General features: G+C 73.4%; 28 protein-coding genes. 19 read left to right on the forward strand and 9 right to left on the reverse strand.

Annotated elements, in window-relative coordinates:
• Positions 1-20: 20 nt before the first annotated feature.
• Complete coding sequence (locus ACIRQF_RS14700) at positions 21-761, reverse strand: cobalt-precorrin-6A reductase (RefSeq protein WP_404092248.1); 741 nt, start codon at positions 759-761, stop codon at positions 21-23.
• A gap of 21 nt (positions 762-782) precedes the next feature.
• On the opposite strand from ACIRQF_RS14700, the gene ACIRQF_RS14705 reads away from it, so the two are divergent.
• The 3 genes from ACIRQF_RS14705 to ACIRQF_RS14715 all read left to right on the forward strand — a co-directional run bounded on the left by ACIRQF_RS14705 (position 783) and on the right by ACIRQF_RS14715 (position 3,573).
• Positions 783-1,904, forward strand: coding sequence for a cobalt-precorrin-5B (C(1))-methyltransferase (locus tag ACIRQF_RS14705; RefSeq protein WP_404092251.1), 1,122 nt, complete (start codon positions 783-785; stop codon positions 1,902-1,904).
• A gap of 427 nt (positions 1,905-2,331) precedes the next feature.
• A complete protein-coding gene (locus ACIRQF_RS14710) occupies positions 2,332-2,856 on the forward strand; it encodes a hypothetical protein (RefSeq protein WP_404092254.1) in 525 nt (174 codons plus the stop codon).
• 183 nt (positions 2,857-3,039) lie between these two features.
• Positions 3,040-3,573: an NUDIX hydrolase gene (locus ACIRQF_RS14715; RefSeq protein ID WP_404092257.1), complete on the forward strand. Its 534-nt coding sequence runs from the start codon at positions 3,040-3,042 to the stop codon at positions 3,571-3,573.
• Here the strand turns inward: ACIRQF_RS14715 and ACIRQF_RS14720 are convergent.
• Complete coding sequence (locus tag ACIRQF_RS14720; RefSeq protein WP_404092260.1) at positions 3,551-4,897, reverse strand: hypothetical protein; 1,347 nt, start codon at positions 4,895-4,897, stop codon at positions 3,551-3,553. The genes ACIRQF_RS14715 and ACIRQF_RS14720 overlap by 23 nt on opposite strands.
• 323 nt (positions 4,898-5,220) lie before the next feature.
• Here ACIRQF_RS14720 and ACIRQF_RS14725 point away from each other — a divergent pair, with 323 nt between their 5' ends.
• Complete coding sequence (locus tag ACIRQF_RS14725) at positions 5,221-5,550, forward strand: hypothetical protein (RefSeq protein WP_404092263.1); 330 nt, start codon at positions 5,221-5,223, stop codon at positions 5,548-5,550.
• An 81-nt stretch (positions 5,551-5,631) separates the two neighbouring features.
• Positions 5,632-6,192: a GNAT family N-acetyltransferase gene (locus tag ACIRQF_RS14730; RefSeq protein WP_404092266.1), complete on the forward strand. Its 561-nt coding sequence runs from the start codon at positions 5,632-5,634 to the stop codon at positions 6,190-6,192.
• Here the strand turns inward: ACIRQF_RS14730 and ACIRQF_RS14735 are convergent.
• Entirely contained in the window at positions 6,180-6,824 is a 645-nt protein-coding gene (locus tag ACIRQF_RS14735; RefSeq protein WP_404092269.1) for a hypothetical protein, read from the reverse strand. The genes ACIRQF_RS14730 and ACIRQF_RS14735 overlap by 13 nt on opposite strands.
• 98 nt (positions 6,825-6,922) lie before the next feature.
• On the opposite strand from ACIRQF_RS14735, the gene ACIRQF_RS14740 reads away from it, so the two are divergent.
• The gene (locus tag ACIRQF_RS14740; protein WP_099895366.1) at positions 6,923-6,997 is read left to right on the forward strand and encodes a 50S ribosomal protein bL37; all 75 of its coding nucleotides are present in this window, start codon (positions 6,923-6,925) and stop codon (positions 6,995-6,997) included.
• Positions 6,998-7,021: 24 nt separating this feature from the next.
• Here ACIRQF_RS14740 and cobM read toward each other — a convergent pair whose 3' ends face one another.
• From cobM to ACIRQF_RS14755, 3 genes are read right to left on the reverse strand one after another with little or no spacing between them, the layout of a single operon-like run.
• Positions 7,022-7,771, reverse strand: a complete 750-nt coding sequence (gene cobM / locus ACIRQF_RS14745) for a precorrin-4 C(11)-methyltransferase (protein WP_376627108.1) — start codon at positions 7,769-7,771, stop codon at positions 7,022-7,024.
• Positions 7,772-7,779: 8 nt separating this feature from the next.
• On the reverse strand, positions 7,780-8,994 hold the full coding sequence (gene cbiE, locus ACIRQF_RS14750) for a precorrin-6y C5,15-methyltransferase (decarboxylating) subunit CbiE (protein WP_404092273.1): 1,215 nt from the start codon (positions 8,992-8,994) through the stop codon (positions 7,780-7,782).
• Positions 8,995-9,048: 54 nt separating this feature from the next.
• Complete coding sequence (locus tag ACIRQF_RS14755) at positions 9,049-9,201, reverse strand: DUF6126 family protein (protein ID WP_376627112.1); 153 nt, start codon at positions 9,199-9,201, stop codon at positions 9,049-9,051.
• 282 nt (positions 9,202-9,483) lie between these two features.
• Between ACIRQF_RS14755 and ACIRQF_RS14760 the strand changes: the two genes are divergently transcribed.
• The 3 genes from ACIRQF_RS14760 to ACIRQF_RS14770 all read left to right on the forward strand — a co-directional run bounded on the left by ACIRQF_RS14760 (position 9,484) and on the right by ACIRQF_RS14770 (position 11,724).
• The gene (locus tag ACIRQF_RS14760) at positions 9,484-10,575 is read left to right on the forward strand and encodes an LLM class flavin-dependent oxidoreductase (RefSeq protein ID WP_376627114.1); all 1,092 of its coding nucleotides are present in this window, start codon (positions 9,484-9,486) and stop codon (positions 10,573-10,575) included.
• A 4-nt stretch (positions 10,576-10,579) separates the two neighbouring features.
• A complete protein-coding gene (locus ACIRQF_RS14765; protein WP_376627116.1) occupies positions 10,580-11,209 on the forward strand; it encodes an FMN reductase in 630 nt (209 codons plus the stop codon).
• Between the two features lie 62 nt (positions 11,210-11,271).
• Positions 11,272-11,724, forward strand: coding sequence for a universal stress protein (locus ACIRQF_RS14770; protein WP_376627118.1), 453 nt, complete (start codon positions 11,272-11,274; stop codon positions 11,722-11,724).
• Here ACIRQF_RS14770 and ACIRQF_RS14775 read toward each other — a convergent pair.
• Positions 11,721-12,845, reverse strand: coding sequence for a MerR family transcriptional regulator (locus ACIRQF_RS14775; protein WP_404092283.1), 1,125 nt, complete (start codon positions 12,843-12,845; stop codon positions 11,721-11,723). The two genes, ACIRQF_RS14770 and ACIRQF_RS14775, sit on opposite strands and share 4 nt — an antisense overlap.
• Before the next feature lie 119 nt (positions 12,846-12,964).
• Here ACIRQF_RS14775 and ACIRQF_RS14780 point away from each other — a divergent pair, with 119 nt between their 5' ends.
• From ACIRQF_RS14780 to ACIRQF_RS14790, 3 genes are all read left to right on the forward strand, one after another.
• Positions 12,965-13,333, forward strand: coding sequence for a VOC family protein (locus ACIRQF_RS14780; protein WP_404092286.1), 369 nt, complete (start codon positions 12,965-12,967; stop codon positions 13,331-13,333).
• A gap of 170 nt (positions 13,334-13,503) precedes the next feature.
• The gene (locus ACIRQF_RS14785; RefSeq protein WP_404092289.1) at positions 13,504-14,040 is read left to right on the forward strand and encodes a hypothetical protein; all 537 of its coding nucleotides are present in this window, start codon (positions 13,504-13,506) and stop codon (positions 14,038-14,040) included.
• Between the two features lie 4 nt (positions 14,041-14,044).
• Positions 14,045-14,623: a hypothetical protein gene (locus ACIRQF_RS14790; RefSeq protein WP_404092292.1), complete on the forward strand. Its 579-nt coding sequence runs from the start codon at positions 14,045-14,047 to the stop codon at positions 14,621-14,623.
• On the opposite strand, the gene ACIRQF_RS14795 is transcribed toward ACIRQF_RS14790, so the two are convergent.
• Entirely contained in the window at positions 14,553-14,957 is a 405-nt protein-coding gene (locus ACIRQF_RS14795) for a hypothetical protein (protein ID WP_404092295.1), read from the reverse strand. The two genes, ACIRQF_RS14790 and ACIRQF_RS14795, sit on opposite strands and share 71 nt — an antisense overlap.
• A 331-nt stretch (positions 14,958-15,288) precedes the next feature.
• Between ACIRQF_RS14795 and ACIRQF_RS14800 the strand changes: the two genes are divergently transcribed.
• The 6 genes from ACIRQF_RS14800 to ACIRQF_RS14825 all read left to right on the forward strand — a co-directional run bounded on the left by ACIRQF_RS14800 (position 15,289) and on the right by ACIRQF_RS14825 (position 21,539).
• A complete protein-coding gene (locus tag ACIRQF_RS14800; protein ID WP_389750657.1) occupies positions 15,289-15,723 on the forward strand; it encodes a hypothetical protein in 435 nt (144 codons plus the stop codon).
• The gene (locus ACIRQF_RS14805; protein ID WP_376627130.1) at positions 15,720-16,172 is read left to right on the forward strand and encodes a hypothetical protein; all 453 of its coding nucleotides are present in this window, start codon (positions 15,720-15,722) and stop codon (positions 16,170-16,172) included. Before ACIRQF_RS14800 ends, ACIRQF_RS14805 begins: the two co-directional genes overlap by 4 nt.
• Before the next feature lie 89 nt (positions 16,173-16,261).
• On the forward strand, positions 16,262-16,498 hold the full coding sequence (locus ACIRQF_RS14810) for a DUF2630 family protein (RefSeq protein ID WP_376627132.1): 237 nt from the start codon (positions 16,262-16,264) through the stop codon (positions 16,496-16,498).
• A gap of 43 nt (positions 16,499-16,541) precedes the next feature.
• Positions 16,542-18,488, forward strand: coding sequence for an FUSC family protein (locus tag ACIRQF_RS14815; protein ID WP_404092299.1), 1,947 nt, complete (start codon positions 16,542-16,544; stop codon positions 18,486-18,488).
• A 335-nt stretch (positions 18,489-18,823) separates the two neighbouring features.
• A complete protein-coding gene (locus tag ACIRQF_RS14820; protein ID WP_389750658.1) occupies positions 18,824-20,323 on the forward strand; it encodes an APC family permease in 1,500 nt (499 codons plus the stop codon).
• A gap of 217 nt (positions 20,324-20,540) precedes the next feature.
• Positions 20,541-21,539 carry a hypothetical protein gene (locus ACIRQF_RS14825; protein WP_404092301.1) on the forward strand — a complete coding sequence of 333 codons (999 nt, stop codon included), beginning with the start codon at positions 20,541-20,543 and terminating at the stop codon, positions 21,537-21,539.
• Between the two features lie 135 nt (positions 21,540-21,674).
• On the opposite strand, the gene ACIRQF_RS14830 is transcribed toward ACIRQF_RS14825, so the two are convergent.
• Positions 21,675-23,738 carry a PhoX family protein gene (locus ACIRQF_RS14830; RefSeq protein ID WP_404092849.1) on the reverse strand — a complete coding sequence of 688 codons (2,064 nt, stop codon included), beginning with the start codon at positions 23,736-23,738 and terminating at the stop codon, positions 21,675-21,677.
• Between the two features lie 212 nt (positions 23,739-23,950).
• Here ACIRQF_RS14830 and ACIRQF_RS14835 point away from each other — a divergent pair, with 212 nt between their 5' ends.
• Positions 23,951-25,867 (forward strand): VWA domain-containing protein, encoded by a 1,917-nt coding sequence (locus tag ACIRQF_RS14835; protein ID WP_404092304.1) that lies wholly within the window; start codon positions 23,951-23,953, stop codon positions 25,865-25,867.
• Positions 25,868-25,998: the final 131 nt, after the last annotated feature.

The raw sequence follows: 25,998 nt of genomic DNA on the forward strand, positions 1-25,998 counted from the left end.
GCCTCCCGCGTCTGTCGCGCTCAGCCCCCGGCCCGCTCCCGCGCCCCCACCCACACCGCGGCCTCCTCCGCGGTCGCCGTCGTCGGGACGCCGGCCGGGGCGGGCGGGCGGCGGACCACGACGACCGGAATGCCGGCCTCGCGGGCCGCGGCGAGCTTGGGGGCGGTCGCGGCGGCGCCGCTGTCCTTGGTGACGAGGACGTCGATGCGGTGGGCGGCGAGCAGTGCGCGTTCGCCGTCGAGGGTGAACGGGCCGCGGTCCAGGAGGACTTCGGTGCGGGCGGGCATCGGGGCCTCGGGGGCGTCGACCGAGCGGACCAGGAACCACTCGGGGCGGGCGGCGAAGGAGGCGAGGCCCATGCGGCCGGTCGTCAGGAAGACCCGGTCGCCGAAGCCGTCGAGGGCGGCCGCGGCCCCGTCCAGCGAGGCGACCTCGTGCCACCGGTCGCCGTCCACCGGGACCCAGCCGGGGCGGCGCAGCGCGAGCAGGGGAACATGGGCGGTGGCGGCCGCCGCGGCCGCGTTGAAACTGATCCGCTCGGCGAAGGGATGGGTGGCGTCGATGACCGCGTCCACGGCGTGCTCCCGCAGCCACGCGGCGAGCCCATCGGGCCCGCCGAAGCCCCCGATCCGGACCTCCCCGGCCGGCAGCCGGGGTGCTGCGACCCGCCCGGCGAGGGAGCTCGTGACACGGACCCGCGGGTGGAGCAGCCCGGCCAGGGCGCGCGCTTCGGTCGTCCCGCCGAGGATGAGTACGTGCATGGGAATCCTGGGAGTCCGTTCATGAGTTCCGGCGGGCGTGCGGCCCAACTCAAGCACACCGGTCTGCGCCCCGGCTGGACGACCGGTGCCTGTGCGACGGCGGCGACGACCGCCGCCTACACGGCGCTGCTCACCGGGGACTTCCCGGACCCGGTGACGATCACCCTGCCCAAGGGCCAGACGCCGGCCTTCGCCCTCGCGGTCGAGTCGACCGGGCCGGGCTCCGCGACGGCCGGCGTGGTGAAGGACGCCGGCGACGACCCGGACGTCACGCACGGGGCGCTGGTCCGCTCCACGGTCCGGCTGCTCCCGGCCGGCTCCGGGGTCGTCTTCAAGGCCGGTGAGGGCGTCGGCACCGTGACCCTGCCCGGACTGCCCCTCGACGTGGGCGAACCGGCGATCAACCCGGTCCCCCGCCAGATGATGCGCGAGCACGTGGCCCGGGTCGCGGCCGCGCACGGCGGCACCGGCGACGTCGAGATCACCCTCTCCGTCGACAACGGCGCCGAGATCGCCCGCTCCACCTGGAACCCGCGCATCGGCATCCTCGGCGGCCTGTCCATCCTCGGCACCACCGGCGTCGTCGTCCCCTACTCCTGCTCCGCCTGGATCGACTCCATCCGCCGCGGCGTCGACGTGGCCCGCGCGGGCGGCCTCACCCACGTCGCCGGCTGCACCGGCTCCACCTCGGAACGGACCGTCACCGGCCTCTACGACCTGCCGGAGATCGCCCTGCTCGACATGGGCGACTTCGCGGGCGCCGTGCTCAAGTACGTCCGCCGCCACCCCGTGGACCGGCTCACCGTCTGCGGCGGCTTCGCGAAACTCTCCAAGCTGGCCGCCGGCCACCTGGACCTGCACTCCGCCCGCTCCCAGGTCGACAAGGGCTTCCTGGCCGACCTGGCCCGCACGGGCGGCGCCACCGAGGACCTGGCCGCGCAGATCGCCGAGGCCAACACGGGTCTCGCCGCGCTCCGCCTCTGCGAGGCCGCCGGCGTCCCGCTGGGCGACCTGGTCGCCGTCCGCGCCCGCGACGAGGCCCTGGCCGTCCTGCGCGGCGCCCCCGTCGCCGTCGACGTGGTGTGCATCGACCGCGCGGGCGTGGTCGTGGGGCGCTCGGCGGTGGCGGGGCCAGGGCGCTGACCGACTCTGCGCAACGGTAGGCGGGCCGCGAAGGCCTGAGTCCCTTGCCACGCTGCGAACCCCCGTGGAGCCCCGTCGTGACCTCGGCCCACGAAAGCACGCCACGGCGGCGGGAGAGCCGGGCGGTCGTCCGCCACGTGTGCCTCCATCAGCCACCCCCGGCCCCAGCCACGCCTCCTTGTTGCTCACGCTCCCGAGCCCACGGCGGGCCGCAGACGGCGGGGGACCTTCCCTACTTAAGACGGGCCGACCACGGCGGGTTCCTGACCTGCGGAAACGAGGCAAAGATCACCCAACCTTGGGTAGGTCTACCCAGAATTGCATAGCCCGAGTAGGCTCGCCTCACCCATTTCTGCATAGGAATGGTCAGGGCTGCATCAGCCCATGCATGTGCGCTCGTCTTCTATTCACCCGTGGGGGGTAATCTGTGCGTGCGGCCCGGAAGGTGACCCGGATCGAGACCGTCAACCGGTCGACGGGCGAGGTGAACGACCTCACCGTCCACTCCTCGGTCTCCACCGCAGCAAGTCTCTGGTTCAGAGGAGGAGGGTTCACCACGATGGGATACGCGGCACACATGGCGCTCGCCGACGCCGACCTCAGCGCGGCCTCCTTCAAGCTGTTCCACAAGATGTGCGCCATCCAGAACCGCAAGGACCACGGCCTGATCCTCGTCGAGAGCCAGACCAAGTTCGCCCAGCAGGTCGGCATGTCCCAGTCCTCGGTGTCTCGCGCTCTGCGGCAGCTCTCCGAGGCCGGATTTATCTACGCCGACGGCCGGAACTGGCGACTTCGCCCCGACTTCGTCTTCAACGGCAACGGACTCGCACAGGGACAGGCCGTCCAGCACATCCCCGCCGACGCCCCCGACCCGTACACGACCTCCAAGACCGTCGGTGGCCTGACCGTCATCGACGGCGGCGACGGAGGCCAGCCCGACGACCGGGCATGACGCGCCAGGCCGTGCCCGTCGACTCAGGCCGTCGCCTGCAGCAAGACCTGTGGGCGGCGAGGCGCCGTCGGCACGGCATGACGCGCAGGCAGTATTCGTCACTCTGACGTGTATCGCACGGAAACCGGACCGCCCCCGACCGTCCTCTGCGATGCTGAAGCTCGATCGAGAGGGGCCGCAGCGATGCAGTGGAAGATCCATGGGGAACGTCCGATCTACGAGAACAGCTGGGTGAACCTGTGGCTCACCGACGTCGAGACGCCGGACGGAAACCGCTGGGAACACCACGTCGTCAAGCTCCGGCATCTGGCCGTGGCCGCCGTCGTCAACGAGCGGCGCGAGGTTCTGATGATGTGGCGGCACCGCTTCATCACAGACGCCTGGGCGTGGGAACTACCCATGGGGCTGGTCGAGGAAGGCGAGAGCCCGGCGGAGGCGGCGGCCCGTGAGGTACTGGAGGAAACCGGCTGGCGCCCCGGTCCGATCAAGCCGCTGATCTACGCCGAGCCCGCCAACGGCATTACGGACTCCCAGCACCACGTCTTCCGGGCCGATGGAGCGACGTACGAGGCTCCGCCGACCGAGAAGAACGAGTCGGACCGGATCGAGTGGATCCCTCTGGCCGACGTGCGGGGCATGATCGACCGTCGCGAGATCGTCAGCAGTGGCTCCCTGGTCGGACTGCTGTACGTGCTCATGGACGAGGCGATCCGCTGACCTGGCGGGGCAGCACTTCCCGGAGCCGGGACTCGAACGCCACCGCGGCCGGTTCACGGCGGAAGGGTTCCAACTGCTCGTAGAACTCCCTGAGGTGTCCGGCGACGCGTTGCGAGCTGACGGCAACCGCCGGGGCGAGAGCGTCCATGGCCGTGTGGCACGCCTCTTCGAGCTTGCCGCGCTGGAGCTGGGTGCGGGCAAGCCAGAAGGCGTGGAAGGCACGGCCCCGGTGGTTCGATGCGTGCTCGCGTCGCAGAGCGTCCGCGATGAGGGGTTCGGCGAGGGCGGCTTCGCCCAAGCGCCCGTGCGCGATGCCGGTGTCCACGATCAGCTTCGGTTCGTCGAAGTAGGCGACCCAGGCCGGGTCCGGATCACCGGTACCGATCCGGCCGAACTGGGTGTGGGCTTCCGAGATCGCTGTGTGGGTCGCGCTGTGATTGCCCAGGGTGGCATGGGCGAAGGCTTCGCGCATCGCGAGCATGGCCAGCACGCGCGGTGTCGTCCCCGCGGCGGCGCGGGCCTGGTCCTGGGCGGCTGTAACGAGTGCGAGGGCGTCACCGGGCTTGTCCTGGTAGGTGGCCTGGAGGCTCATGCAGGCGAGGACGTTGGCCATGAACGGGCGGTCGTCGATGGCCTTGGCCAGTCCGAGGGATTCCGTGAAGTAGGCACGCGCCTGGTTGTACCGGCGGGCGTCGAAGTAGGTCCATCCGGTGAGCCGGGCCAGCTCGGCCGCGATGCTGTGCAGGCCGTCCCGCATGGGAGCGGGGCGCTGTTCCTTCAGGAGATCGACGACGTAACGGAGCTGGCCAACGACGGCCGGCCGTAAGGTCTCCCCGCCGTGCTCGTCGTCCCGGCGCCAGTAATCGGCGATCGACGAGTGCAGTGCGTCCAGCGTCGACGGGTTGAGGTCCCGATCGGCCGCAAGGGCGAGGATGCTGTCCACGTCCGCCCCCGGCAGCCCGGCGGCGGGCGGCTCGACGGCTGAGGCCGTCGGCTTGGCCGGTGCTCGGGGCGTGACCCCCAGGCTGGACGGCGTCTCCCACGAGCGTCGGGCAAGTCCGAGCATGTGTCCGGGGATGCGTAGTCCGTCCGAGATCCGTTCGATCACATCCATGTGAAGCAACTGCCGCTGTCCAGCGATCACTTCGGCCACGCGGCTGGGGGTGAGGTCGCAGCGGCGCGCGATCATCGACGGGTAGATGCCTGCTCGCGCTTTGATCAGCTGAAAGATGCGGCCGAAGTCCCTGGCCCGGCATGCCTCGATCATCACCGGGTCCGTGAGCAGACTGACCGGGAGTTCCTGCGAGCGGGGTGGCTCGGGCATCGGGCACGCTCCGGCATGAGGACTACGGATCGCTGCACTTGATCAACCGAGGGTGATGTTACCCAGGTTGGGTAATCCGCTTGACCTTTCTGGTCGAGCCCGCAGGTCGCGATGCTCCTCACCATGGCGAACGGACACGACGACGTACGGATGACGCTGCGGGTCTCGCGCGACTCCGGCCACACGTGGGGGCCTCTCACAGAGGTCCGCGTGGGTGACGACCAGGCACTCCCGGACAACCCGGGCCGCTTCCCGCCGTGCGCCTGCCGTCGGTGCGCAGAGCAGGAGCGGACATCAGCCGGATCCCTCCGGATGGTGTCGTGATGCAGTGCGCGCACTGGCGACAGGTGCCCCTCGGCCTCGCGCGTGAGGGGTGGGAGAAGTCGGCTGCCGAGTACATCGACGGGGCCGTGCAGTGCCAACTGCCCGCACACGAAGGCGGTGACCACTACGGTCTCCTCGCCGACGTCGGCGAGTACGGGACCGCGCTGTGGCTCCGCTGGCACGGGAGGGGCGAGGTCGAGCTCGTCGTGCTGCCGGACTGCCCCGTGGCCGCCCCGGGGCCCGACGGCGAGGGCTGCTGTCTGTTCGCCGACCACGCCGACCAGCACACCTGGGAAGACGCCCTGGAGGAGGCCTCGTGCACCAGCTGATCGCGAGCCCGCCCGGTCGGCGGGGCCGACCGGGCAGCAATTCGCGCGACGCGTGCGCCGGCCGCGTCGCAGAATGCCGAGATGGTCGACTTCTCTCACAAGCCCACCCTGACCGGCGGACTCGTCACGCTGCGTCCCGTCACCGAGGACGACGTCCCGGCGCTGCTGCCGATGTTCGGCGACCCCGAGATCTCCCGGCTGACCGGGAACCACACCCGCTTCGACGAGCCCGCGCTGCGCCGGTGGTACGGGTCGCGCGGCGCCCAGGACGACCGGCTCGACCTGGCCGTGGTGGAGCGGGCGTCGGGCCGGGTGGTCGGCGAGGCGGTCCTCCACGAGTGGGACCCGGGCAACGAGAGCTGCGCCTTCCGGATCTGCTTCACCCCGGCCGGCATCGGCCGCGGCCTCGGCACCGAGGCCACCCGCCTCATCGTCGGCCACGCCTTCGAGGCGCTCGGGCTCTACCGCGTCTGGCTGGAGGTCTACGCCTTCAACCCGCGCGCCCGCCGCGCCTACGAGAAGGCCGGTTTCCGCCCGGAGGGGGTGCTCCGGGGCGCCCTGCTGTGGGAGGGCGAGCGGGTGGACGCGACGCTGATGTCCGCGCTGGCGCCGGAGTGGGCGCCGGCCGCTCAGGCCGGATAGCCGATCTCCCGTATGTCCTCGGCCAGGTCGGCGGGCGTCAGCTCCGGGTCGAGCGCCGCGACGACCTCACGGGTGAGGGGGCGCAGAGCCAGGACGTGGCGAACGGCCTCGACGTCGATCTCCGTCTCGTAGTAGTCCGAGGCCCACTCCGCGTACGCCTCCGCCGAACGGTCGACGAGCAGGGCGAAGAGGTGGTCGGCGCCGTCAGGCTCGCCGTCTCCCCAGGTGGGGAAGTCGATGGTGCCGGCGCGCCAGGCGGCGGACGTCGCCTCGCGCCACAGGCAGACGGTGATGTGCGGGGCGTCGCCGCCCTCGCCCTCGGAGACGTACGGGCGGAAGACGTCCGGGACGTCGTCGAGCACGCCCGGCCAGACCTCCGGCGTGTCCATGCCCGCCCAGGGGCTCATCGGCGCCTCGTGGGCGAAGCCCTCCGCGTACGCGCCCGCCGGACAGAACACGATGCGGAACTCGTCGCCCTGCCCGTCGCGCATGAAGGCCGTGTCCTTGGCGAACGAGTAGTACCGCCCCTCCCACTCCGGGCTCAGCACGGCCTCCAGCATCGCGAGCCCACGGCAGTGGTCGCGCAGTTCCCCGATGCCCGGCAAGGCCCGGGCCACGTCGTAGACGGTCACCCGCCCCCTGCAGCGCACGGGTCCGACATTCGGCATGCGGGTCCCGGGGCCCGCCCCTAGGCTGGCGTCGGCAGCATCCCCAATCGAGAGGGAGTCCCATGGCGAAGCGCGGCAACAAGAAGCGGGCCCGCAAGAAGAAGAAGGCGAACCACGGCAAGCGGCCGAACGCCTGAGGCGTCCGGCCGCGGGGGCCGCCCTCAGCAGGTGTGGCGGTCCCGGGCCGGGTCGTAGAGGTGGCTGTCGCGGAACTCCGAGGCCGCCAGCGTGCGGCCCACGATGATGACCGCGGTCTTGGTGATGCCCGCCGCCTTCACCTGCTCCGCGATGTCCTCCAGCGTGCCGCGCAGCACGATCTCGTCGGGCCGGCCGGCCATGGCGACGACCGCGGCCGGGCAGTCCACGCCGTAGTTCGGGACGAGCTCGGAGACGATCCGGTCGACGTAGCGGGCGCCGAGGTGGAGGACGAGCAGGGCGCCGCTGCGGCCGAGGGTGGCCAGGTCCTCGCCCTCGGGCATGGGTGTGGCCTGCTGGGCGATGCGGGTGAGGATGACGGTCTGGCCGACGGTCGGGACCGTCAGCTCCCGCTTCAGCGCCGCCGCGGCCGCCGCGAAGGCGGGCACGCCCGGCACGACCTCGTACGGGATCCCGGCCGCGTCCAGGCGCCGCATCTGCTCGGCCATGGCGCTGAAGACGGACGGGTCGCCGGAGTGCAGCCGGGCGACGTCCTGGCCCGCCTCGTGCGCGGCGGTGATCTCGGCGACGATCCGGTCCAGGTCCAGCTGCGCCGTGTCGACGAGCTTCGCGTCCGGCGGGCACTCGGCCAGCAGCTCGGTCGGCACGAGGGAGCCGGCGTAGAGGCAGACCCCGCACTTCGCCAGGGTCCGCGCGCCGCGCACGGTGATCAGGTCGGCCGCGCCGGGGCCCGCGCCGATGAAGTAGACGGTCATCTCTCTGTTCAACCCTTCGTTACGGACCACTGGGTGACCGGCATGGCCTGGCGCCAGCCGGTGAAGCCGCCCACGGGCACGGCGGCGGCGACCGCGAGCCGGATCAGCTCGCCGCCGTGCCGCCGGTAGCGGTCGGCGAGCAGCGCCTCGGACTCCAGGGTCACGGTGTTGGCGACGAGCCGTCCGCCGTGCGGGAGCGCGTCCCAGCAGGCGTCGAGCAGACCGGGGGCGGTCAGGCCGCCGCCGATGAAGATCGCGTCGGGGGTGGGGAGCGCGGCGAGGCCGGCGGGCGCGGCGGCCGTGACGACCTTCAGGCCGGGTACGCCGAGGGCCGCGGCGTTGCGCTCGATGCGCGCCGCGCGCTCGGGCTGCTTCTCGACGGCGACCGCCCGGCAGCCGCGGTGGGCCCGCATCCACTCGATGCCGATGGAGCCGGAGCCGCCGCCGATGTCCCAGAGCAGTTCGCCGGGGGCGGGGGCGAGCGCGGCGAGGGTGGCGGCCCGCACGTACCGCTTGGTGAGCTGGCCGTCGTGCTCGTAGGCCTCGTCGGGCAGGCCGGGCGTGGTGCCGAGCCGGAGCGTGTCCGGGTCGCGCACGCAGTCGAGGGCGAGGACGTGGAGGGCGTCGGTGCGCTCGTACGGCCAGTCGGCGGCGGTGCCGTCGAGGAGCCGCTCGCCCGGTCCGCCGAGCTGCTCCAGGACCCGGATCCGGGTGCCGCCCCAGCCGCGCTCGCGCAGCAGCCCCGCGACCCGCGCGGGGCTGTCGGGGCCCTCGCCGAGCAGGAGGAGCCGGCGTCCGTCGTGGAGGGCTGCGGCGAGCGCGGCGAGCGGCCGGGCGACGAGGGAGATCGTCTCGGTGGTCTCCAGCGGCCAGCCGAGCCGGGCACAGGCGTACGAGACGGAGGACGGGTGCGGCCGGACGTCGAGGCGGTCCGGGCCGACGAGTTCGGCGAGCGTGCGCCCGATCCCGTAGAAGAAGGGGTCGCCGCTGGCGAGGACGGCGACGCGGCGCCCCTCGTGGGCGGCGAGCAGGCCGGGGACGGCGGGGCGCAGCGGGCTCGGCCAGGGGACCCGGGTGCCGGGACAGTCGGCGGCGGGGAGCAGGTCGAGCTGGCGGGGGCCGCCGATCAGCACCTCGGCGGCGCGCAGGGTGCGGCGCGAGGCCTCGGGGAGCCCGTCCCAGCCGTCCGCGCCGATTCCGACGACCGATATCGCAGCGTTCACGTCGGGGACTTTACGGGAGGCCCTTGCGGAGGGCGGGAACCGGTCGTCCGGCGCCTACTTCCCGGCGTTCTGCCCCACGTAGAAGAGCAGCCAGACGAAACCGGCGAAGGCGTGGGTCGCGAAGACGTAGACGAAGACGCGGAGCATCACGCCCCGCTCCTTCCAGTGCTCGTCGTCGCGCTCGACGTCCTTCGTGCCCTCGGTCATGACGTCCAGGGTACGGGCGCCGCCGCGGGGCGCGCGGGGTCCGTGCCGGCCCCTCCGTGGGCGGGCGGGCCCCGTGCGGTCCGGCCGTGGGCGGGCGGGCCCCGTGCGGTCCGGCCGCGGGTGGGCGGGCCCCGTGCGGTCCGGCCGCGGGACGGCCCCGTACGGCCCTCGGCCGGATACGGCCCCTCCGGGCAGGGGTCGGGAATAGGGGCGGAGGTGACACCGTTGAGGCGGACAGTTTAAGATTCAACCAAAGACTTCGAGAGGCGAGAGGTGAGCACGATGCAGTTCGGCATCTTCACCGTCGGCGACGTGACGACCGACCCGACCACCGGCCGGACCCCCACCGAGCACGAGCGGATCAAGAACACCGTCGCCATCGCGCTCAAGGCGGAAGAGGTCGGCCTGGACGTCTTCGCGACCGGCGAGCACCACAACCCGCCGTTCGTGCCGTCCTCCCCGACGACGCTCCTCGGCCATATCGCGGCCCGCACGGAGAACCTGATCCTCTCCACCTCCACGACCCTGATCACCACCAACGACCCGGTGAAGATCGCCGAGGACTACGCGACCCTGCAGCACCTCGCCGACGGCCGCGTCGACCTGATGATGGGCCGCGGCAACACCGGCCCGGTCTACCCGTGGTTCGGCCAGGACATCCGCCAGGGCATACCGCTCGCCATCGAGAACTACGCGCTCCTCCACAAGCTGTGGAGGGAGGACGTCGTCGACTGGGAGGGCAAGTTCCGCACCGCGCTCCAGGGCTTCACGTCCACCCCGCGCCCGCTCGACGGCGTCCCGCCCTTCGTCTGGCACGGCTCCATCCGCTCGGCCGAGATCGCCGAGCAGGCGGCGTACTACGGCGACGGCTTCTTCGCCAACCACATCTTCTGGCCCAAGCAGCACACCGAGAAGATGGTCCGGCTCTACCGGCAGCGGTACGCGCACTACGGCCACGGCACCCCCGAGCAGGCGATCGTCGGCCTCGGCGGCCAGGTCTTCCTGCGCAAGAACTCGCAGGACGCGGTACGGGAGTTCCGCCCGTACTTCGACAACGCGCCGGTCTACGGCCACGGCCCGTCCCTGGAGGAGTTCAGCCGCGAGACCCCGCTGACCGTCGGCTCGCCGCAGGAGGTCATCGAACGCACCCTGTCGTTCCGCGACTACGTCGGCGACTACCAGCGGCAGCTCTTCCTGGTCGACCACGCGGGACTGCCGCTGAAGACGGTCCTCGAACAGCTCGACATCCTCGGCGAGGAGGTCGTCCCGGTCCTTCGCAAGGAGTTCGCGAACCTGCGCCCCGCGGACGTCCCGGCGACCGCCCCGCTCCACCCGGCCGTGTCGTCGGCCGCGGCGACGAAGAAGGAGGCATGACCCCGTGCGCACCCTGAAGCTGATCGCGGTCTCGGCCGGCCTCAGCAGCCCCTCGTCCACCCGGCTGCTCGCCGACCGCCTCCTCCAGGCCGCCCGCTACCGGCTCGCCGAGCAGGAGTACGCCGTCGACGTCGAGGTGGTCGAACTGCGCGACCTGGCGATCGACATCGCGAAGAACTTCGTCACCGGCTTCCCGTCGGAGAAGCTCCAGGAGGCGATCGACAAGGTCACCGGCGCGGACGGGGTCATCGCCGTGACACCCGTCTTCACCGCCTCGTACAGCGGCCTGTTCAAGTCCTTCTTCGACCTGGTCGACCCGGCCGCGCTGACCGGGACCCCGGTCCTCATCGGCGCGACCGGCGGCACCGCCCGCCACTCCCTCGTCCTCGACCACGCCCTCCGGCCGCTCTTCGCGTACCTGCGGGCGGTGGTCGCCCCGACCGCCGTCTACGCGGCCTCGGAGGACTGGGGTTCGGGCGGCGACGAGTACACCGAGGGCCTGCCGACCCGGATCACCCGCGCCGGCAGCGAGTTCGGGGATCTGGTCGGAGCACGGCCGGCGCGCGAGGAGGCCGAGGCCGACGGGGACCTCGTCCCCTTCGAGAAGCAGTTGGCCGATCTGCGCCTGGATTGAACCGTTTGTCACGCGGGGTTCGGGTGAGGCTTCCCGACGACGACGACGAACGGAGGTCGGCGATGGCCGGCGGCAGGATCGTGGTGGGCGTGGACGGATCGGCGTCCTCCCTGAAGGCGCTGAAATGGGCGGCCCGGCAGGCCTCCCTCACCGGGGACTCCCTCCAGGCGGTGATCAGTTGGGAGTACCCGGCGTCCTGGGCGACGCTGATGCCGGGCGTGCCGCCCGAGTTCGACCCCGAGGAGCTCGCCCAGCAGATCCTCGACGAGTCCCTGGCCAAGGCGCTCCCGGCCGGGACCGCCGCCACGATCATCCGCACGGTCGTGAGCGGCAACCCCTCCCAGGTCCTCATCGACCAGGCCATGGGCGCGTCCCTCCTGGTGGTGGGCGACCGCGGCCACAGCGGCTTCAAGGCGGCCTTCCTCGGCTCCGTCTCGGCGAACGTGACGCAGCACGCGCCGTGCCCGGTCGTGGTGGTGCGCGGGCGGACGGCGGAGGACGAGGCGCCGGCCTAGACGGCGTCGGCGCCGGGGCCAGCGCCGGGGCCGGGGCCGGGGCCGGGGGAGATCCTGCGCCGATCCCGGGGCCCGGGCACCACGTCCGCGACGGCGCAGGCCAGGTTGTCCGGGCCACCCCGGCCGCGGGCCAGGGCCGCCAGGGCGCGGGCCGTGGCCTCCGGGGCGCCGCCCGAGGCCAGCGCGAGCCGGAGCTCCTCGGCGGGCACCACCGCCGAGAGGCCGTCCGTGCACAGCAACAGGCGGTCCCCCGGCCGCACCTCGCGCACCCCGAGCTCCGGCTCCGGCGGCACGTCCCCGCCGTCGAGAGCCTTCAGGAGCAGCGCGCGGTCCGGCCGGTCCGGCACCTCGGCGGGATCGAGCTCGCCCGCGTCGACGAGCGCCTGCACGACGGTGTGGTCCCGGGTCAGCCGCACCAGGGCCCCGTCGCGCAGGAGATACGCCCGCGAGTCACCCACATGGGCGAGTGCCAGGCGGGTGCCGGCGAGCAGGACGGCGGTCAGCGTCGTCCCGGACTCCGGGAGCCCGGCGACGGCGTCGTTCGCCCCGCGCAGGCCGTCCTCCAGGGCGTTGAGGACGTCGCCGGGACGCAGGGCGGCCGGTACGGCCCCCAGCGCGGCGACCGCGGCACCCGCGGCCCGCGCGCCCTCCGGCCCGTATCCGTCCGCGACGGTCAGCAGCAGCGGGCCGGCGTGCGCCGCGTCCTGCTGGGACGGGCGGACCAGGCCGCGGTCGAGCAGCACGGCCGCGTCCAGGACGCAGGAAGTCGTGGTCATGGTGGTGGTTCCTCTCATCCGGTCCACCAGGGAGGACGCCAGGTCCCGTCGCGCCGCCGTCTCCGACTCGACCCCGGCCCAGTACGCGCGGACGGCCCGGGCCGCGCCCGCCGCGTCCGTCTCGAACCGGGCGCAGACCCGACGGACCTCGGCGAGCGGCATCCCGATCCGCCGCAGCCAGCCCACCAGACGCGCCCGCTCCACCTGCTCCTCGGCGTAGTACCGGTAGCCGGAGTACGGGTCGACGCGCGCGGGCGGCAGCACGCCCAGTTCGTCGTAGCGGCGCAGCGACCTGGCCGAGAGTCCCGTGGCACGGGCGAAGTCGCCGATCGTCAGCAGCAGCATGGCCCCCAGCCTTTCAGCCTCCCTGGACCGGGCTTCCCGCCCGGCACGACCGAGGCTGGGCCTTCCCGGCGGGGGAAGGTCAACGGGCGACCCGCCCGGGGGGAGCGGATGATGCCGACATGGACATCAAACTGGAGCTGATCGGAGTGCCCGTCACCGACGTGGACCGGGCCAAGGCCTTCTACGAGCAGGTGGGGTTCCGGCCCGACCACGACGTGACGGTCAGCGAGGCGATCCGCTTCGTCCAGATGACACCGCCCGGCTCCGCCTGTTCGATCGCCTTCGGGCAGGGGATCACCGAGATGACCCCGGGATCCCTGGACAACATGCAGGTCGTCGTCGCCGACATCGAGGAGGCGCACGCCGCTCTCACCGAGCGCGGCATCGAGGTCAGCCCGATCGACGACCAGCCCTGGGGCTCGTTCGTCTACTTCGCCGACCCCGACGGCAACCGCTGGGCCGTGCAGCAGACCACACCGCGCAGCTGATCACCTGCGGCTGGAGAGCCGCGTCGCCACCGCGCGGAGGCCACCGCCGGCAGCGCCGACCACCCCGGCGTCCAGGCGATGTCCGGACGAGGGCGTCTCCCCCGCGCGGCGGAGGAGGACCGGCCGCCGCGCCGATGCCGCCGCCCCGGCCCACCCGCCAACCTGGCGTCATGCTGAAGCCGAACGCTCTTCCCACCGTGCCCCGTTGGGCCGTGCTCGCCGCCCATGCCGTCCCGCTCGCCGTGCTGCCCGCCGGTCTGTGGCGGCTCGCCCTCGGCTTCGGGGTGCCCGTCGTCGAGGCCTCCCCTTACCTGAACGCGAGCCCCGGAACGCTCTCGTACATGATCGCGCTGACCGTGCTCTCCGAGGTGCTCGCCTTCCTCACCCTGGGCCTGGTCCGGCCGTGGGGCGAGGTCTTCCTCGGCCGGCGGGTGAACCCCCGCCTGGCGACCGGCGCGGCCCTGGCCGGGGCGGTCATGCTGGTGGCGGCCGTCGGCTGGTCCGCGTACGCCGAGTACGCGGGGCTCGGCGACGGCGACGGCACGGTGATGACGGCCGCGCAGCAGGCCCTGTTCTTCGGCTGCTACCTGCCGCTCGCGGCCTGGCCCGTCCTGCTGGCCGCGGTGGCGATCGCGTACCACCGGCGCCGGACGGGGCGCCCCGGCGACGGCGCCGCGACGCCCGGCCGCCCCGGCCCCCGAGGCTGACGCCGTGCCGACGCCGAAGCCGAACGCCCTGCCCACCGTGCCCCGCTGGGCCGTCCTCGCCGCCCATGCCGTCCCGCTCACCGTGCTGCCGTCGGGGCTGTGGCGGCTCGCGCTCGTCGCCGGGCTGCCGGTCACCCGGGACGCCGGCGATGCCACGATGGGGCTCGGCGAGTGCGTGTACGTCGTGTCCCTGAGCCTCGTCTCGGAGTTGCCGGCATTCCTGACCCTGGGGCTGGTGCGCGCCTGGGGCGAGGTGTTCCCGCGGTGGATGCCGTTCCTCGGCGGGCGCCTCGTGAACCCCACCGCCGCGACCGCGACCGCCCTCGCCGGGGTGGCCGGGCTGTGCGCGATCGCGGGGTGGGGCGCGTACGCGGCGTACGCCGGGCTCGGCCCGGGCATCCCGGCCTCACCGGCCCAGGACGCCCTGCTCGTGGCTTGCTACGCGCCGCTCCTCGCCTGGCCGCCGCTGCTCGCGGCGGTGGCGGTGGCGTACCACCGGCGACCGACCGCGGTCAGTACGGCGCGGGGTGACCGGACGCGTCCTCGTGCGTGTAGAAGAGGTAGAACGCGGCTCCCCCGTTGAGGGCGGCGACGAGCAGGCCGAGGATCGCCGAGGAGTAGACGCTCGCGCCGGTGAGGCTGTAGAGGAAGCCGATCGCGATGCCGGCGAGGGTGCCCCAGGCCGCGGCCCGCAGCTCGCGCCTCAGGTGCCGTCCGTAATGGTGCAGTGTCCACACGGCGACGGCGACGACGACGCCGCTGATGAGGCCGACCCAGAAGTCGCCCCAGGTCGTCGGCCCGCCCTGGCGGGCGTTGGTCCCGGCGTAGAGGGCGTAGGCCACGCCGAGGGTGACGGGTATCCCCCAGCCGTGCGTGCTGAACTGCCTGCGGGCGGGTACCGCTGCGTGTGCGGCCATGGCGAGGCTCCTTTCCCGCGCCTGCGGGTGCACCCTCCAGGGCACACCCGCGCGGTACCGCCCGCAAGTGGATCAGCCGGTCGTCAGGGCGACGACCGACCGGTGCCCCCGGCGGAGGACGCGGTCCGGCGCGGCCGGCGCCTGCAGCCGGGCCTCGCGGCGAGCACCGGCGGCGCGGCCGGCGCCTGCCGCTCCGCCTCGCGACGAGCACCGGGGGTCGCGGCCGGCGGCTGCCGCTCCGCCTCGCGACGAGCATCGGCCGCACGGTTCCCCTCACCCGTACGGCCCAGCAGAAGGTTCGGAACCGAACCGGCGCTCCGACGATGAGGCCATGAGCCAGAACACCGCGCCTCCGCGCACATCGAAGCAACCGCCGAGCAGCGGCGGCTGGGCCGCCGGGGGCACCCTCTTCGCCGGTGTCCTGATGCTGGTCGTCGGCATCATGGACGTCTTCCAGGGCATCGCCGGCATCGCCGAGGACAACGTCTACGCCCGGGTCGGCAGCTACGTGTACAGGTTCAACCTGACCACGTGGGGCGTGATCCACCTCTGCCTCGGCGTCGTCGTCGCCGTCGCCGGCATCGGGATCCTCAAGGGCGCCGAGTGGGGCCGGATCGCGGGCATCGCGCTCGCCTCGCTCAACATCATCGCCCAGTTCCTGTTCCTGCCGTACCAGCCGTGGTGGGCGCTGTTCTCGATGGCCGTGTCCGTCTTCGTCGTCTGGGCGCTCGCGTCGGACGACTCGTACGGGCGCGAGACGCTGTGACGCGCCCCCGCGGCCGCCGCGCCGCGTCCGCCGCTGCCGCGGTCCTCGCCGTCGCCGCCTTCGGGCCGGCCCTCACCGGGTGCGACCAGGCGAAGGACACGGCGGGGAGCATCATCTCCTCCGCCACCGCGGCGGCCGCCTCGGCCGCGGATCAGAAGATGAACGAGGTCAAGGACGGGGTCAACGCCACCGGCGACGTCAAGGCCGGGCCGACGTCCGTCGACGGCGACCGGACGGTCGCCGAGATCACCGCGACGAACCCCCTGGACAAGAGCGCCGACTACACGATCAGGGTCGACTTCCGCGACACGGAAGGCAATCTCCTCGACGTCGTCGTCCTCGGCATCGACGCGGTCGACCCCAAGAAGTCCAAGTCCGGTACGGCCCGCAGCAACCGCTCGCTGACCGGCGACACCAAGGCGGAGATCGCCCAGGCGCTGCGCCACTGACGGCGACCGCGGTGCCCGGCCCCGGCCCGGGGCCCGAACCGGCCCTCCCCGACCTGCGGGCCGGGCACCCATCGGCCACGCTGGAAGGCATGGACAACGACGAGATCCTCGAGAACATCGGCGCCCTCGTCGAGGAGGAGCGCTCTCTGCGGCAGCGCACGGGCGGCCTCCCGGACGAGGAACGCGCCCGCCTCGCCGAGGTGGAGGTGCAGCTCGACCAGTGCTGGGACCTGCTGCGGCAGCGCCGCGCGAAGAGCGAATTCGGCGAGGATCCCGACACGGCGGCCCTGCGCCCCGCCGCCGAGGTGGAGAACTACCGCAGCTGATCCGGGCGGCCGGGATCCCGCCCCCACCACCTACGTTGGTCGCATGGCGAAACCCGCACGGCTGTCCCCGCCCACGTGGCTCACCGCCGGGCTGCGGCCGCAGCCCACGCCCGTTCCGTGGCCCGCCGTGGTCCGCGCCTCCGTCGCGCTGGCCGCGCCCCTCGCCGTCGGATTCGCGACCGACCGGCCGGCGTACGGGGCGCTCGTGTCGATGGGGGCACTCTCCGGAGTCATCGGCGACACCGCCGACGCCTACCGGATGCGGATCCTGAACATCGCCGTCCCGCAGCTCTTCGGCGCGCTCGGCGTCACCCTCGGCACGCTCGTGTTCGGGGAGGGCTGGATCGCGGTCGCCGTGCTCACGCTCGTCGCGCTGGTCTCGGGGATGATCTCGTCGATCGGCGCCGTCGCGTCCGTCTCCGGACTGCTCCTGCTCCTCAACGCCGTCGTCGGCGCCGGCCTGCCCATGCCCCAGCCCTGGTGGAAGGCGCCGGTCCTGCTCGGCCTCGGCGGGGTCGTCGTCCTCGTCCTGACCCTCCTCGGCTGGCCGCTGCGCGGCGGACAGCCCGAGCGGGCGGCCGTCGCCGGGACCTACCGCGCGGTCGCCGAGCTCTTCGAGGCCGCCGGCACCGACACGTACGACGTACGCCGGCAGGCCGTCACCGCCTCCCTCAACCAGTCGTACGACCTCGTCCTGGCCCGCCGCGCCCGCCAGCACGGCCGGGCGCCCACCCTGGTGCGCCTGCTGTCCCAGCTCAACGCCCTGATCCCGCTCCTGGAGGCCGCCCCCGCGGCCCACTTCGCCGCCCGCCGCTTCCACCGGCCGCTGCCTCCGCAGATCCCCGCCGCGGTCCGCGCGCTCGCCGCCACCGTCGAGACGGACCGCACCGGCGAGCCCACGCCGGAACTCCCCGAGGCCCACCGCCCCTCCGAGAAGGCCGTGGACGAGGCCCTGCGCCACGCGGCGGACATCGTCAACGGCACCGAGTCCCGGCCGTACAACGTCGACGACCGTCTCGGCCGCCCCGCCGCCCTGCGCGTACGCGTCCACCGCGCCACCCGCGGCGCCCTGCTGTCCGGCGCCTCCTGGCGCTACGGCCTCCGTCTCGCCCTCTGCATCGGCCTCGCCCAGGCGCTCGTCTCGCTCATCCCCGTCCCCCGCTCCTACTGGGTCGCGCTCACCGTCACCTTCGTCCTGAAGCCGGACTTCGGCTCGGTGTTCTCCCGGGCCGTGCTCCGCGCCCTCGGCACCGCCGGCGGGCTGCTGCTCGCCGCGCCCGTGCTCGCCGCGGTGCCGCGCGGCTGGTGGGACGTGCCGGTGACGATGGTGCTCGCGGCCCTCATCCCGGCCTTCTCGGCGAAGGGGTACGCCTTCCAGACCGCGGCCATCACCCCGGTCATCCTGCTCCTGTCCGACCTGCTCAACCACCAGAGCTTCCACCTGGTCCTGCCGCGCCTCTACGACTCCCTCATCGGCTGTGCCATCGCCCTGATCGCCGGGTACCTGCTGTGGCCCGAGTCCTGGCACACCCGGGTCGCCGACCGGCTGGCAGACGCCGTCGCCGACACCGCCGGCTATCTCGCCCTCGCCTTCGCGCCCGGCGCGACCGACGCCGATCCGGCCGTCCGGCACCGCGCCCGGCGCAAGCTGTACCGGGACATGTCGAGCGTGCGGTCGGAGTTCCAGCGCGCCCTGACCGAGCCTCCGCCCGCCGGCGACCTGGCCGCCGCCTGGTGGCCGCTGGCCATCGCCGTGGAACGCATCGTGGACGCCACCACCGCCGCCCGGATCCGCGTCGACCACGGCGCGCCCCCGCCCGAACCGGCCGAGGTCGCCGCCGTGGAACGCCAGTTGCGCGACATGGCCGACGGACTGCGGTCGAGCGACGTACTCGTGGAGGTACGGGTGGACCTCGGCGGTGACGAGGACGGGGTGCTCTCCGCGCTCCGCCAGGAGGTGCGGGCCGCCCGGGCGATCGCCTCGCCGTGACGGGTGTCGTCGCGCGTTCTCGGCGTGAACGGCCCGGCGCTCCCGGCCCGTCGTGACCTCGTGATCAACGCGGGCAGGCCCGTAAACCACGCCAATGGGGCGTACGGAAGCCTTTACCGGCGGTAGCGGAATCCAACCCTCCCGCCGCCGTTACCGGAACCCACGGGTACGACTACGATGCGCACGAATTCACCGTGACCGGCGTCTCCTCCCTGCCACAAGCGCCCTGGTGGCACGGTCACCCCCCTGCCCCGCACACCCCCTCCGCGTCTCCCCCCACCCCGATCCTCCTCGCTCGCCCCCTCCCCCCTCCCCACCGCCCCGAGGACATCGCCATGCGCACGACTCCCGGCAGAGCATCCGGCAGAGCCCCCGGCAGAGGTCTCCAGCCCAACGCCCTCGGCACGTTCGACACCATCGTGATGGCCGTGGCAGGCAGCGCGCCCGCGTACTCGCTCGCCGCCACCACCGCCGTGCTCTTCGGCGCGGTCGGCCTCGCCGGGCCCGCCTCGCTGCTCTACTGCGCGATACCCATGCTCGGCATCGTCCTCGCGTACGCCCGCCTGGGCCGGATCGACGTCAACGCCGGTGCCGGGTACTCGTGGGTGGGCCGCACCCTCCACCCCTTCCTCGGCTTCCTCTCCGGCTGGGCGCTGGTCTTCTCCGCCACCGTCTTCATGGTCGCCGGATCGCTCCCCGCCGGGACGCTCACACTCTCCCTGCTCGCGCCCGAGCACGCCGACGACACCGCACTGTCCTGCGCCGTCGGCGCCGGCTGGTTCCTGATGATGCTGCTCGTCGTCCTGGGCGGCGCGCGGCTCACCGTACGGGCCCAACTCGTCATGTCCGGCGTCGAGATGTTCGTCATGGTGGCCTTCATCCTGGGGGCGCTGATCCACCACGGCAGCGCCACCGCCTTCGACTGGTCCTGGTTCGGCCTCGGCCACTTCGGCGGCACCTCCGGCTTCGCGGCCGGTGCGCTGATCGCCGCCTTCTACTACTGGGGCTGGGACGTCACCAGCAACCTCAGCGAGGAGACCCGCGACAGCCGCCGCACGGCCGGGCTCGCGGCCCTCGTCGGCATCGGCGTCGTGTTCCTGTTCTTCGAGGCCTTCACGGTGGCGGTCAACGTGCTGCTCAGCGCCGAGCAGATCCGGGCCGCCGACGCGAACGTGCTCGCCGTACTCGGTCAGGAGATCTGGCCCGGCGTCGGCGGCAAGCTGCTGATCCTCGCGGTGCTCCTGTCCACCGTCGCCACCCTGGAGACCACGCTCATCCAGGTCACCCGCTCGCTCTTCGCGATGGGCCGCGACCGCACCCTGCCGGCCGCGCTCGGCACCGTCCACCGCCGCTGGAACACCCCGTGGGTCGCCGTCCTCACGGTCGGCGCCGCCGCGCTCGTCATGTTCGCGGCCTCGGCCGCCGCCGGCTCGGTCGGCCAGGTCCTCGGCGACGCGGTGCGCGCGATCGGCCTGCAGATCGCCTTCTACTACGCCCTCGCCGGCATCGCCGCGGTCGTCGCGTACAAGAAGCTGCTGCTCGCCTCCGTACGGGACTTCCTGCTGGGCGGGGTGTGGCCCCTGCTGGGCTCGGCGTTCATGCTGTGGGTCTTCGTCGAGTCGCTCGGCGAACTGTCCACGGCCTCGCTGGCGATCGGCCTCGGCGGTCTCGCCGTAGGCGTCGTACCGATGCTCGTGTACTGGAAGAAGGGCAGCGCCTACTACCGTCCGGCGCGCCTCGACGCGGGCCGCGCGCTGGCCGCCGCCGAGCTCTACGCCTCGCCGGACTCGCCGCGCGCCCGGCGGGCGGACGAATCGCTCGCCACCGACTTCTGACGGGCGTCACGCCTCGGGCGGCCACGCCTGGCCGCTCCGGCTCCGCGGGCCCACCGGCTCCGCGGGCCCACCGGCTCCGCGGGCCCCCCGGCTCCGCACAGGACCACCGGTCCGGCAGCTTCCGCACGGGCCCACCGGTTCCACGGGCTCGCACGGCCCCACCGGTTCCACAGGATTGGCAGCTTTCGCAGGTTCCGCTCACGAGGGAGGTATCCGGATGGCCGCTCTGCGCCGCCCGTCGCGATCGGGGCGCTCCTCACGTCACGCGCGCTTCACCCCGGACTTCGACCCGGACTTCGGCGACCGCGCGCTCACCGAGGCACGGCACGACATGGTCATCGGCCGCTGGCAGGGCGTACGCGACCTGCTGGCGGCGACCGGTGACGACTGGTCGCGCCGCACCCACCGGCTGCGGCTCCTCTCGCACGCCGCCGCGGGCAGTTCGACCGTCGAGGCCTGGCGGGCGGCCGAGCCGGGCAACCCGGACGCGGCGGTGCTGCGGGCGGCGACCGAGGTGGTGCGGGTCTTCGACACGGCCATCGCGGCCGGCCGGGGCGGTGCCGTCGACCGGGGACGCATCGACGCCGCCGTGGACGCCTGCCTCACGGCGGCGGACGCGGCGCTGCAGGACCCGATGCCGTGGATCTCGCTGCTGTCGGTCGCCCGGCTGTACGAGGGCGGAGTGCCGCGCCGCCAACTGCACCACTGGTTCGCCGAGTTGCGACGCCGTGACCCCTACAACACCGAGGGTCACACGCAGGTGCTGCGCTACTGGTCGGCCCGCTGGCACGGCACGCACGGCGCCATGTACGACTTCGCGCGGGACGCGGCCGGCGTGGCGCCGCCCGGCTCGCCGCTGCCGGTCCTGGTGCAGATCGCCCGGGTCGAGGAGTACCGCTACATCGCGGACGGGGCGCTGGGCCGCGGCCCGGTGCGCGGCTTCGACCAGCACTGGAAGCACGAGCTGGCGGTGACGGAGCTGCGCCGTACGCACGCGCGCTGGATCGGCGGGCGGGAGCCGGGCAGCCCGGTGGCGCCCGAAGAGGTGGCGGACCTCAACTACCTGGCCCACGCCGCCTGCTACGCGGGCCAGGTGGAGGTGGCGCGGGAACTGCTCGGGCTCCTGGGCACGCGGGCGGCGTGGGTCCCGTGGGTGTACACGGGGGAGCCGGAGGAGCAGGTCGTGAGGTTCCGGGAGGGACTCGGGGTGGACTGACGCCCACCCCGAGTCCGCGTGGGCCGGCCCCGGGAGCGACGTCCGGCCCCGGGAGCGACGTCCGGGGCCGGATCCAGGGACAGCGGGCGGACGGGGGGCGGGTGGTCGGGCGGTCGGGCGGTCGGGCGGTCGGGCTCAGACGCCGATGTCGCGGCCGTCGGTGCGCCAGACGGAGACGACGGCCGGGCGGACGATCCTGCCCGGTCCGTCGGGCCAGACGGAGGCCGGCTTCTCGACGGAGGCGCCGTCGATCTCGCCCGGGTGCTGGACGGCGACCAGGACGCGGCGGTCCTGGACGATCGGACCGCAGGTCTCGGCACCGCGCGGGACGGTCAGGAACTGCTTGAGCTCACCGCGCCGCTCGCCGTGCGTGGCGACACCGAACAGGCCGTCGTGGGAGCCGAGCTGGTTGCCGTCGGTGGAGATCCACAGGTTGCCGTGCGGGTCGAAGGCGACGTTGTCCGGGCAGGAGATCGGGGAGACCTTCTCCTTCGGGAAGCCGGAGAAGTAGGTGGCCGGGTCGTTCGGGTCGCCGGCCACGAGGAACAGGCGCCAGGCGAAGCCGTCGGCGGCAGGGTCGTCCCAATGCTCGGCGAGTTCGAGGATCTGGCCGTGCTTGTTGAGGTTGCGCGGGTTGGCCTCGTCGGCCGCCGGGTTGGTGCCCTTGCCGCGGTTGGTGTTGTTGGTGAGCGCGACGTAGACGCGGCCGGTGCGCGGGGAAGGCTCGATGTCCTCGGGGCGGTCCATCTTCGTGGCACCGACCTTGTCACCGGCGATGCGCGTGAAGACGTACACCTCCTCGGCGGTCATGCCGGGGACGTGCGAGACGCTGCCCTCGGGACCGGCCGTGGCGAGCGGGATCCACACGCCGGAGCCGTCGAACTCGCCGTCGGAGGGCAGCTTGCCGCTGCCGTCGATCTCGGCGGCCGGGCTGTCGCCGGTCAGCTTGGCGACGTAGAGCGTCCCCTCGTCGAGCAGGGTGAGGTTGTGCGCGTGCGCGGCCCTCGACGAGCCCTTCTTCATCCGCTTGCTCGACACGAACTTGTAGAAGTAGTCGAAGCGCTCGTCGTCGCCCATGTAGACGACGGGACGGCCGTCCTCGGTGAGGCGGGGCTGCGCGGCCTCGTGCTTGAAGCGGCCGAGGGCGGTGCGCTTGCGCGGGGTCGACTCCGGGTCGTACGGGTCGAGCTCGACGACCCAGCCGAAGCGGTGCGCCTCGTTGGGCTCCTGCTTGAGGTCGAAGCGCTTGTCGAAGCGCTCCCACTTGCGCTCGGTGGCGCCGGTGCCGATGCCGTAGCGCTTGTCGGTGGCGCTGGAGGCGTGGGCGAAGTACTGGTTGAAGTTCTCCTCGCCGTGGAGGGTGGTGCCCCACGGGGTGGTACCGCCGGAGCAGTTGTTGAGCGTGCCGAGGACGATCCGGCCCTCGGGGTCGACGGAGGTCTTCACCAGGTCGCTGCCGGCGGCGGGGCCGGTGAGCTCGAACTCGCTGGTGGCGGTCAGGCGCCGGTTGAGGTGGTGGCGGGTGACCGCGGTCAGCTTGCCGGTGCGGTGCTCGTCCTGGACCACGACGACACCGAGGCCGTGCGCCGCCCAGGCGATCTCGACCTGCTCGCGGGTCGGGTTCTCGGGGTCGTACCCCCGGAACATCAGAACCTCGTCGGTGTACTCGTGGTTGGCCACGAGCACCTGGCGGTGCGGCTCGCCGCGCAGCGGGAGGAGGGAGAGGAAGTCGTTGTTGTAGCCGAACTGCCCGGCCTGGGCGGCGGCGGTCTGCTTCTCCGGGTCGAAGGCCGGAGCGCCTCGGAGGATGGGCTCGCCCCAGCGGATGACGACGTTCTGGGCGTAGCCCTCGGGGACGGTGACCTGGTCGGCGGTGTTCGGCGCGACCGGGTCGAAGCGGAGCCCACGGGCTCCGGTGGCCTTCCCGCCCTGGTGGTGGTGGCCACCGTGCGCCTCGGCGGCGGGCGCGTTGCCGAGGACGACGGCACCGCCGGCGGCGGAGGCGACGGTGACGACGGCGGCGGCGCGCATGAGGGAGCGGCGCGACAGCACCCCGGCTATGACGTCGCCGACGTACTCGTTGGCGCTGGTGTTGGGCACCTCCTGGAAGCAGGCGTCACCGCACCGGAACCGGCACGTCAGGGCGGAACGGCCGCCTCCGTGCGAGTGGTTGCTCAGCATCGGCAGCAGTTTGCGCACTTCGTCCTCCATGGCTCGGCTCTGGTCGGCCGTGACGTTATGTGCGCACTTCTGCACAGCGGAGGCGTTGGGGTGAACGCGCGATGAATGCGCGGCAACCGGGGGTGCCCGGGTCGTAGGGACCGGGGAGGGCGGCCGCTAACCTTACGTGTCCGCCCTGGCCAGGGATGAAGGACGCATACCGCACCCAACTCATGCGAAGGGGTTCTCCCATGGGTATTCGGAGCTTGCTGAGCAAGGTATTCGGCCGCAACCGCGCGAACGACGCCGAGCCCGACGTCCCGGCAACCTCTGTCCCGGCCCAGGGGACGGCGCCTGAGACGGAGACGGCGACGGCCCCGGCGGCAGAGACGACGGCAGAGACGCCCGAGACGGCGACCGATCGGGCGGCGGAGCCCGCCGGGACGCCGGACGAGGCGCCGGACGAGGCGACGGTCGCAGCGCCGGCCGAGAGGTCCGCGGAGACGGCCGAGCCGGCCGCGGCTCCGGCCCCGAAGGCCAAGGCGGTCGACTCCGCCCCGGCGGAGAGCGCCGCGGAGCGCGCGGCGGCGGACCTGGTGGCGGCGAGCTTCGACAACCCGCAGATCCCGGCCGCCCGCCGGGCATCGTCGGGGGCCGCCGAGGCGTCGGCCGAGGAGCCGCAGGCGGGTGCGGCCGAAGCGGAGACGGAGACTGAGGCTGAGGTCGTGACCTCGGCTCCGGTCGAGGTCGAGGCGGAGGTCGAGGTCGAGGCGGAGGCTGCGGGCGAGAGTGCGGCCGCTGAGGCGGAGCCGGTCGCGGACGAGGCCGAGGCGTCGGCAGCGCAGGAGCCCGCCGAGGCGGCGGCCGCCGAGAGCACGACTCCGGCCGATGAGACCCCGGCGGCCGAGACCGAGACCGAGACGGTCCCGGCCGAGCCGGTCGCCGCGGAGCCGATCGCCGCCGAGGCGCCGGCAGAGGAGGTTGCGGCCCCCGTCGAGGCGCCTGCGGCGACGCAGGAGCAGCCCGCTGCGGCGGAGGACGCGGCGGGCACCGAGGTCGTGGCGGACGCCGAGCCGGCCACCGCGACCGAGGACGACCTCACCGCCACGGACACGGAGGTTCCGGCGGAGCCCGTTGCCGCGGCGGGGACCGACGAGACCGAGGCGCAGCCCTCGGCCGACAGCGCGACACAGCCGGAGGCGGACGCCCCGGCGTCCGAGGCCGACGAGGTCACCGCGGTCACCGAGACGCCGCAGGCGGACGAGACCCAGGCGGCGACCCCCCTCGCGGCGGCCACGGAAGCACCGACGGAGGTGACCCCGGCCTCCGAGGCGGAAGCCGGTACGAAGCCGGAGGAAGCCCCGAAGACCGAGACCGCGGCCGAGACCGAGCCCGTGGCCGCGGCCGCGGCCGGGGCCGACGAGACCGAGACGTCGGCCGAGACCGAGACCGAGGCGGCCACCCCCGTCCCCGCCTCCCCCTCCGCCCCCGCCTCCGCCCCGGCCCTCCCCCTCGCCCGCCTCAAGGCCGACGCCCCCCACCTGGTGGCCGCCTACAAGGCGGCCGGCACGGTGCTCAAGAAGCAGGGCCTGACGGGCGCGCGGGCGGCGGTGTACCTGGTGGTGGACCGTTCCGGCTCGATGCGGCCGTTCTTCAAGGACGGCTCCGTGCAGCGCCTCGCCGAGCAGACCGTCGCGCTGGCGGCCCACCTGTCCGAGGACGCGGCCGTGACCACCGTCTTCTTCTCGACGGAGATCGACGGCACCGCGGAGCTCCGCCCCGCCGACATCACCCCGGACCGCGTCGAGGCGATCAACGCGACCCTCGGCCGGATGGGCCGGACCAACTACGACCGTGCGGTCGAGGAGGTCCTCGCGCTGCACGGGAAGAGCGCGGACCCGGCCCTTCCCGCGCTGGTGGTCTTCCAGACGGACGGCGCGCCGGAGTCGAAGACGGCCGCGACCCAGGCGCTGACGGACGCGGCGGCGGAGGGCAAGGCCGCGGTGCACTGGCGCTTCACGGTCTGGGGCGAGGAGGACAACAAGGCCTTCGACTACCTCCGTAAGCTGGCGACCCCTCGTACGGGCGTCCACTTCGCGGGCCCGGCCCCGGTGGAGACCCCGCACGCCGCGTTCTACAAGGGCCTCCTCGCGGACTGGTCCCTGTAGGGACCGGCAGGGGCCCCGCGGGGGCCCGTGAGGCACACCCGCACCCACCCGCTCGACCCCCGGGGGCCCGGCGCCGCACGCACCACGCGTGCCGCCGGGCCCCCGGCGTGTGACGGGCCCCGACCGCCCCG

The sequence above is a fragment of the Streptomyces sp. NPDC101191 genome, assembly GCF_044767915.1.
In the GTDB taxonomy this organism is placed as follows: Bacteria; Actinomycetota; Actinomycetes; order Streptomycetales; family Streptomycetaceae; genus Streptomyces.

Bases quoted from the DNA above. Each gene is read 5' to 3' on its own strand.
- ACIRQF_RS14700 (WP_404092248.1), bottom strand. From the start codon at position 761: ATGCACGTACTCATCCTCGGCGGGACGACCGAAGCGCGCGCCCTGGCC.
- ACIRQF_RS14705 (WP_404092251.1), top strand. From the start codon at position 783: ATGAGTTCCGGCGGGCGTGCGGCCCAACTCAAGCACACCGGTCTGCGC.
- ACIRQF_RS14715 (WP_404092257.1), top strand. From the start codon at position 3,040: ATGCAGTGGAAGATCCATGGGGAACGTCCGATCTACGAGAACAGCTGG.
- ACIRQF_RS14720 (WP_404092260.1), bottom strand. From the start codon at position 4,897: ATGCCCGAGCCACCCCGCTCGCAGGAACTCCCGGTCAGTCTGCTCACG.
- ACIRQF_RS14725 (WP_404092263.1), top strand. From the start codon at position 5,221: ATGCAGTGCGCGCACTGGCGACAGGTGCCCCTCGGCCTCGCGCGTGAG.
- ACIRQF_RS14730 (WP_404092266.1), top strand. From the start codon at position 5,632: ATGGTCGACTTCTCTCACAAGCCCACCCTGACCGGCGGACTCGTCACG.
- cobM (WP_376627108.1), bottom strand. From the start codon at position 7,771: ATGACCGTCTACTTCATCGGCGCGGGCCCCGGCGCGGCCGACCTGATC.
- ACIRQF_RS14755 (WP_376627112.1), bottom strand. From the start codon at position 9,201: ATGACCGAGGGCACGAAGGACGTCGAGCGCGACGACGAGCACTGGAAG.
- ACIRQF_RS14760 (WP_376627114.1), top strand. From the start codon at position 9,484: ATGCAGTTCGGCATCTTCACCGTCGGCGACGTGACGACCGACCCGACC.
- ACIRQF_RS14770 (WP_376627118.1), top strand. From the start codon at position 11,272: ATGGCCGGCGGCAGGATCGTGGTGGGCGTGGACGGATCGGCGTCCTCC.
- ACIRQF_RS14775 (WP_404092283.1), bottom strand. From the start codon at position 12,845: ATGCTGCTGCTGACGATCGGCGACTTCGCCCGTGCCACGGGACTCTCG.
- ACIRQF_RS14780 (WP_404092286.1), top strand. From the start codon at position 12,965: ATGGACATCAAACTGGAGCTGATCGGAGTGCCCGTCACCGACGTGGAC.
- ACIRQF_RS14785 (WP_404092289.1), top strand. From the start codon at position 13,504: ATGCTGAAGCCGAACGCTCTTCCCACCGTGCCCCGTTGGGCCGTGCTC.
- ACIRQF_RS14795 (WP_404092295.1), bottom strand. From the start codon at position 14,957: ATGGCCGCACACGCAGCGGTACCCGCCCGCAGGCAGTTCAGCACGCAC.
- ACIRQF_RS14800 (WP_389750657.1), top strand. From the start codon at position 15,289: ATGAGCCAGAACACCGCGCCTCCGCGCACATCGAAGCAACCGCCGAGC.
- ACIRQF_RS14810 (WP_376627132.1), top strand. From the start codon at position 16,262: ATGGACAACGACGAGATCCTCGAGAACATCGGCGCCCTCGTCGAGGAG.
- ACIRQF_RS14815 (WP_404092299.1), top strand. From the start codon at position 16,542: ATGGCGAAACCCGCACGGCTGTCCCCGCCCACGTGGCTCACCGCCGGG.
- ACIRQF_RS14820 (WP_389750658.1), top strand. From the start codon at position 18,824: ATGCGCACGACTCCCGGCAGAGCATCCGGCAGAGCCCCCGGCAGAGGT.
- ACIRQF_RS14825 (WP_404092301.1), top strand. From the start codon at position 20,541: ATGGCCGCTCTGCGCCGCCCGTCGCGATCGGGGCGCTCCTCACGTCAC.
- ACIRQF_RS14835 (WP_404092304.1), top strand. From the start codon at position 23,951: ATGGGTATTCGGAGCTTGCTGAGCAAGGTATTCGGCCGCAACCGCGCG.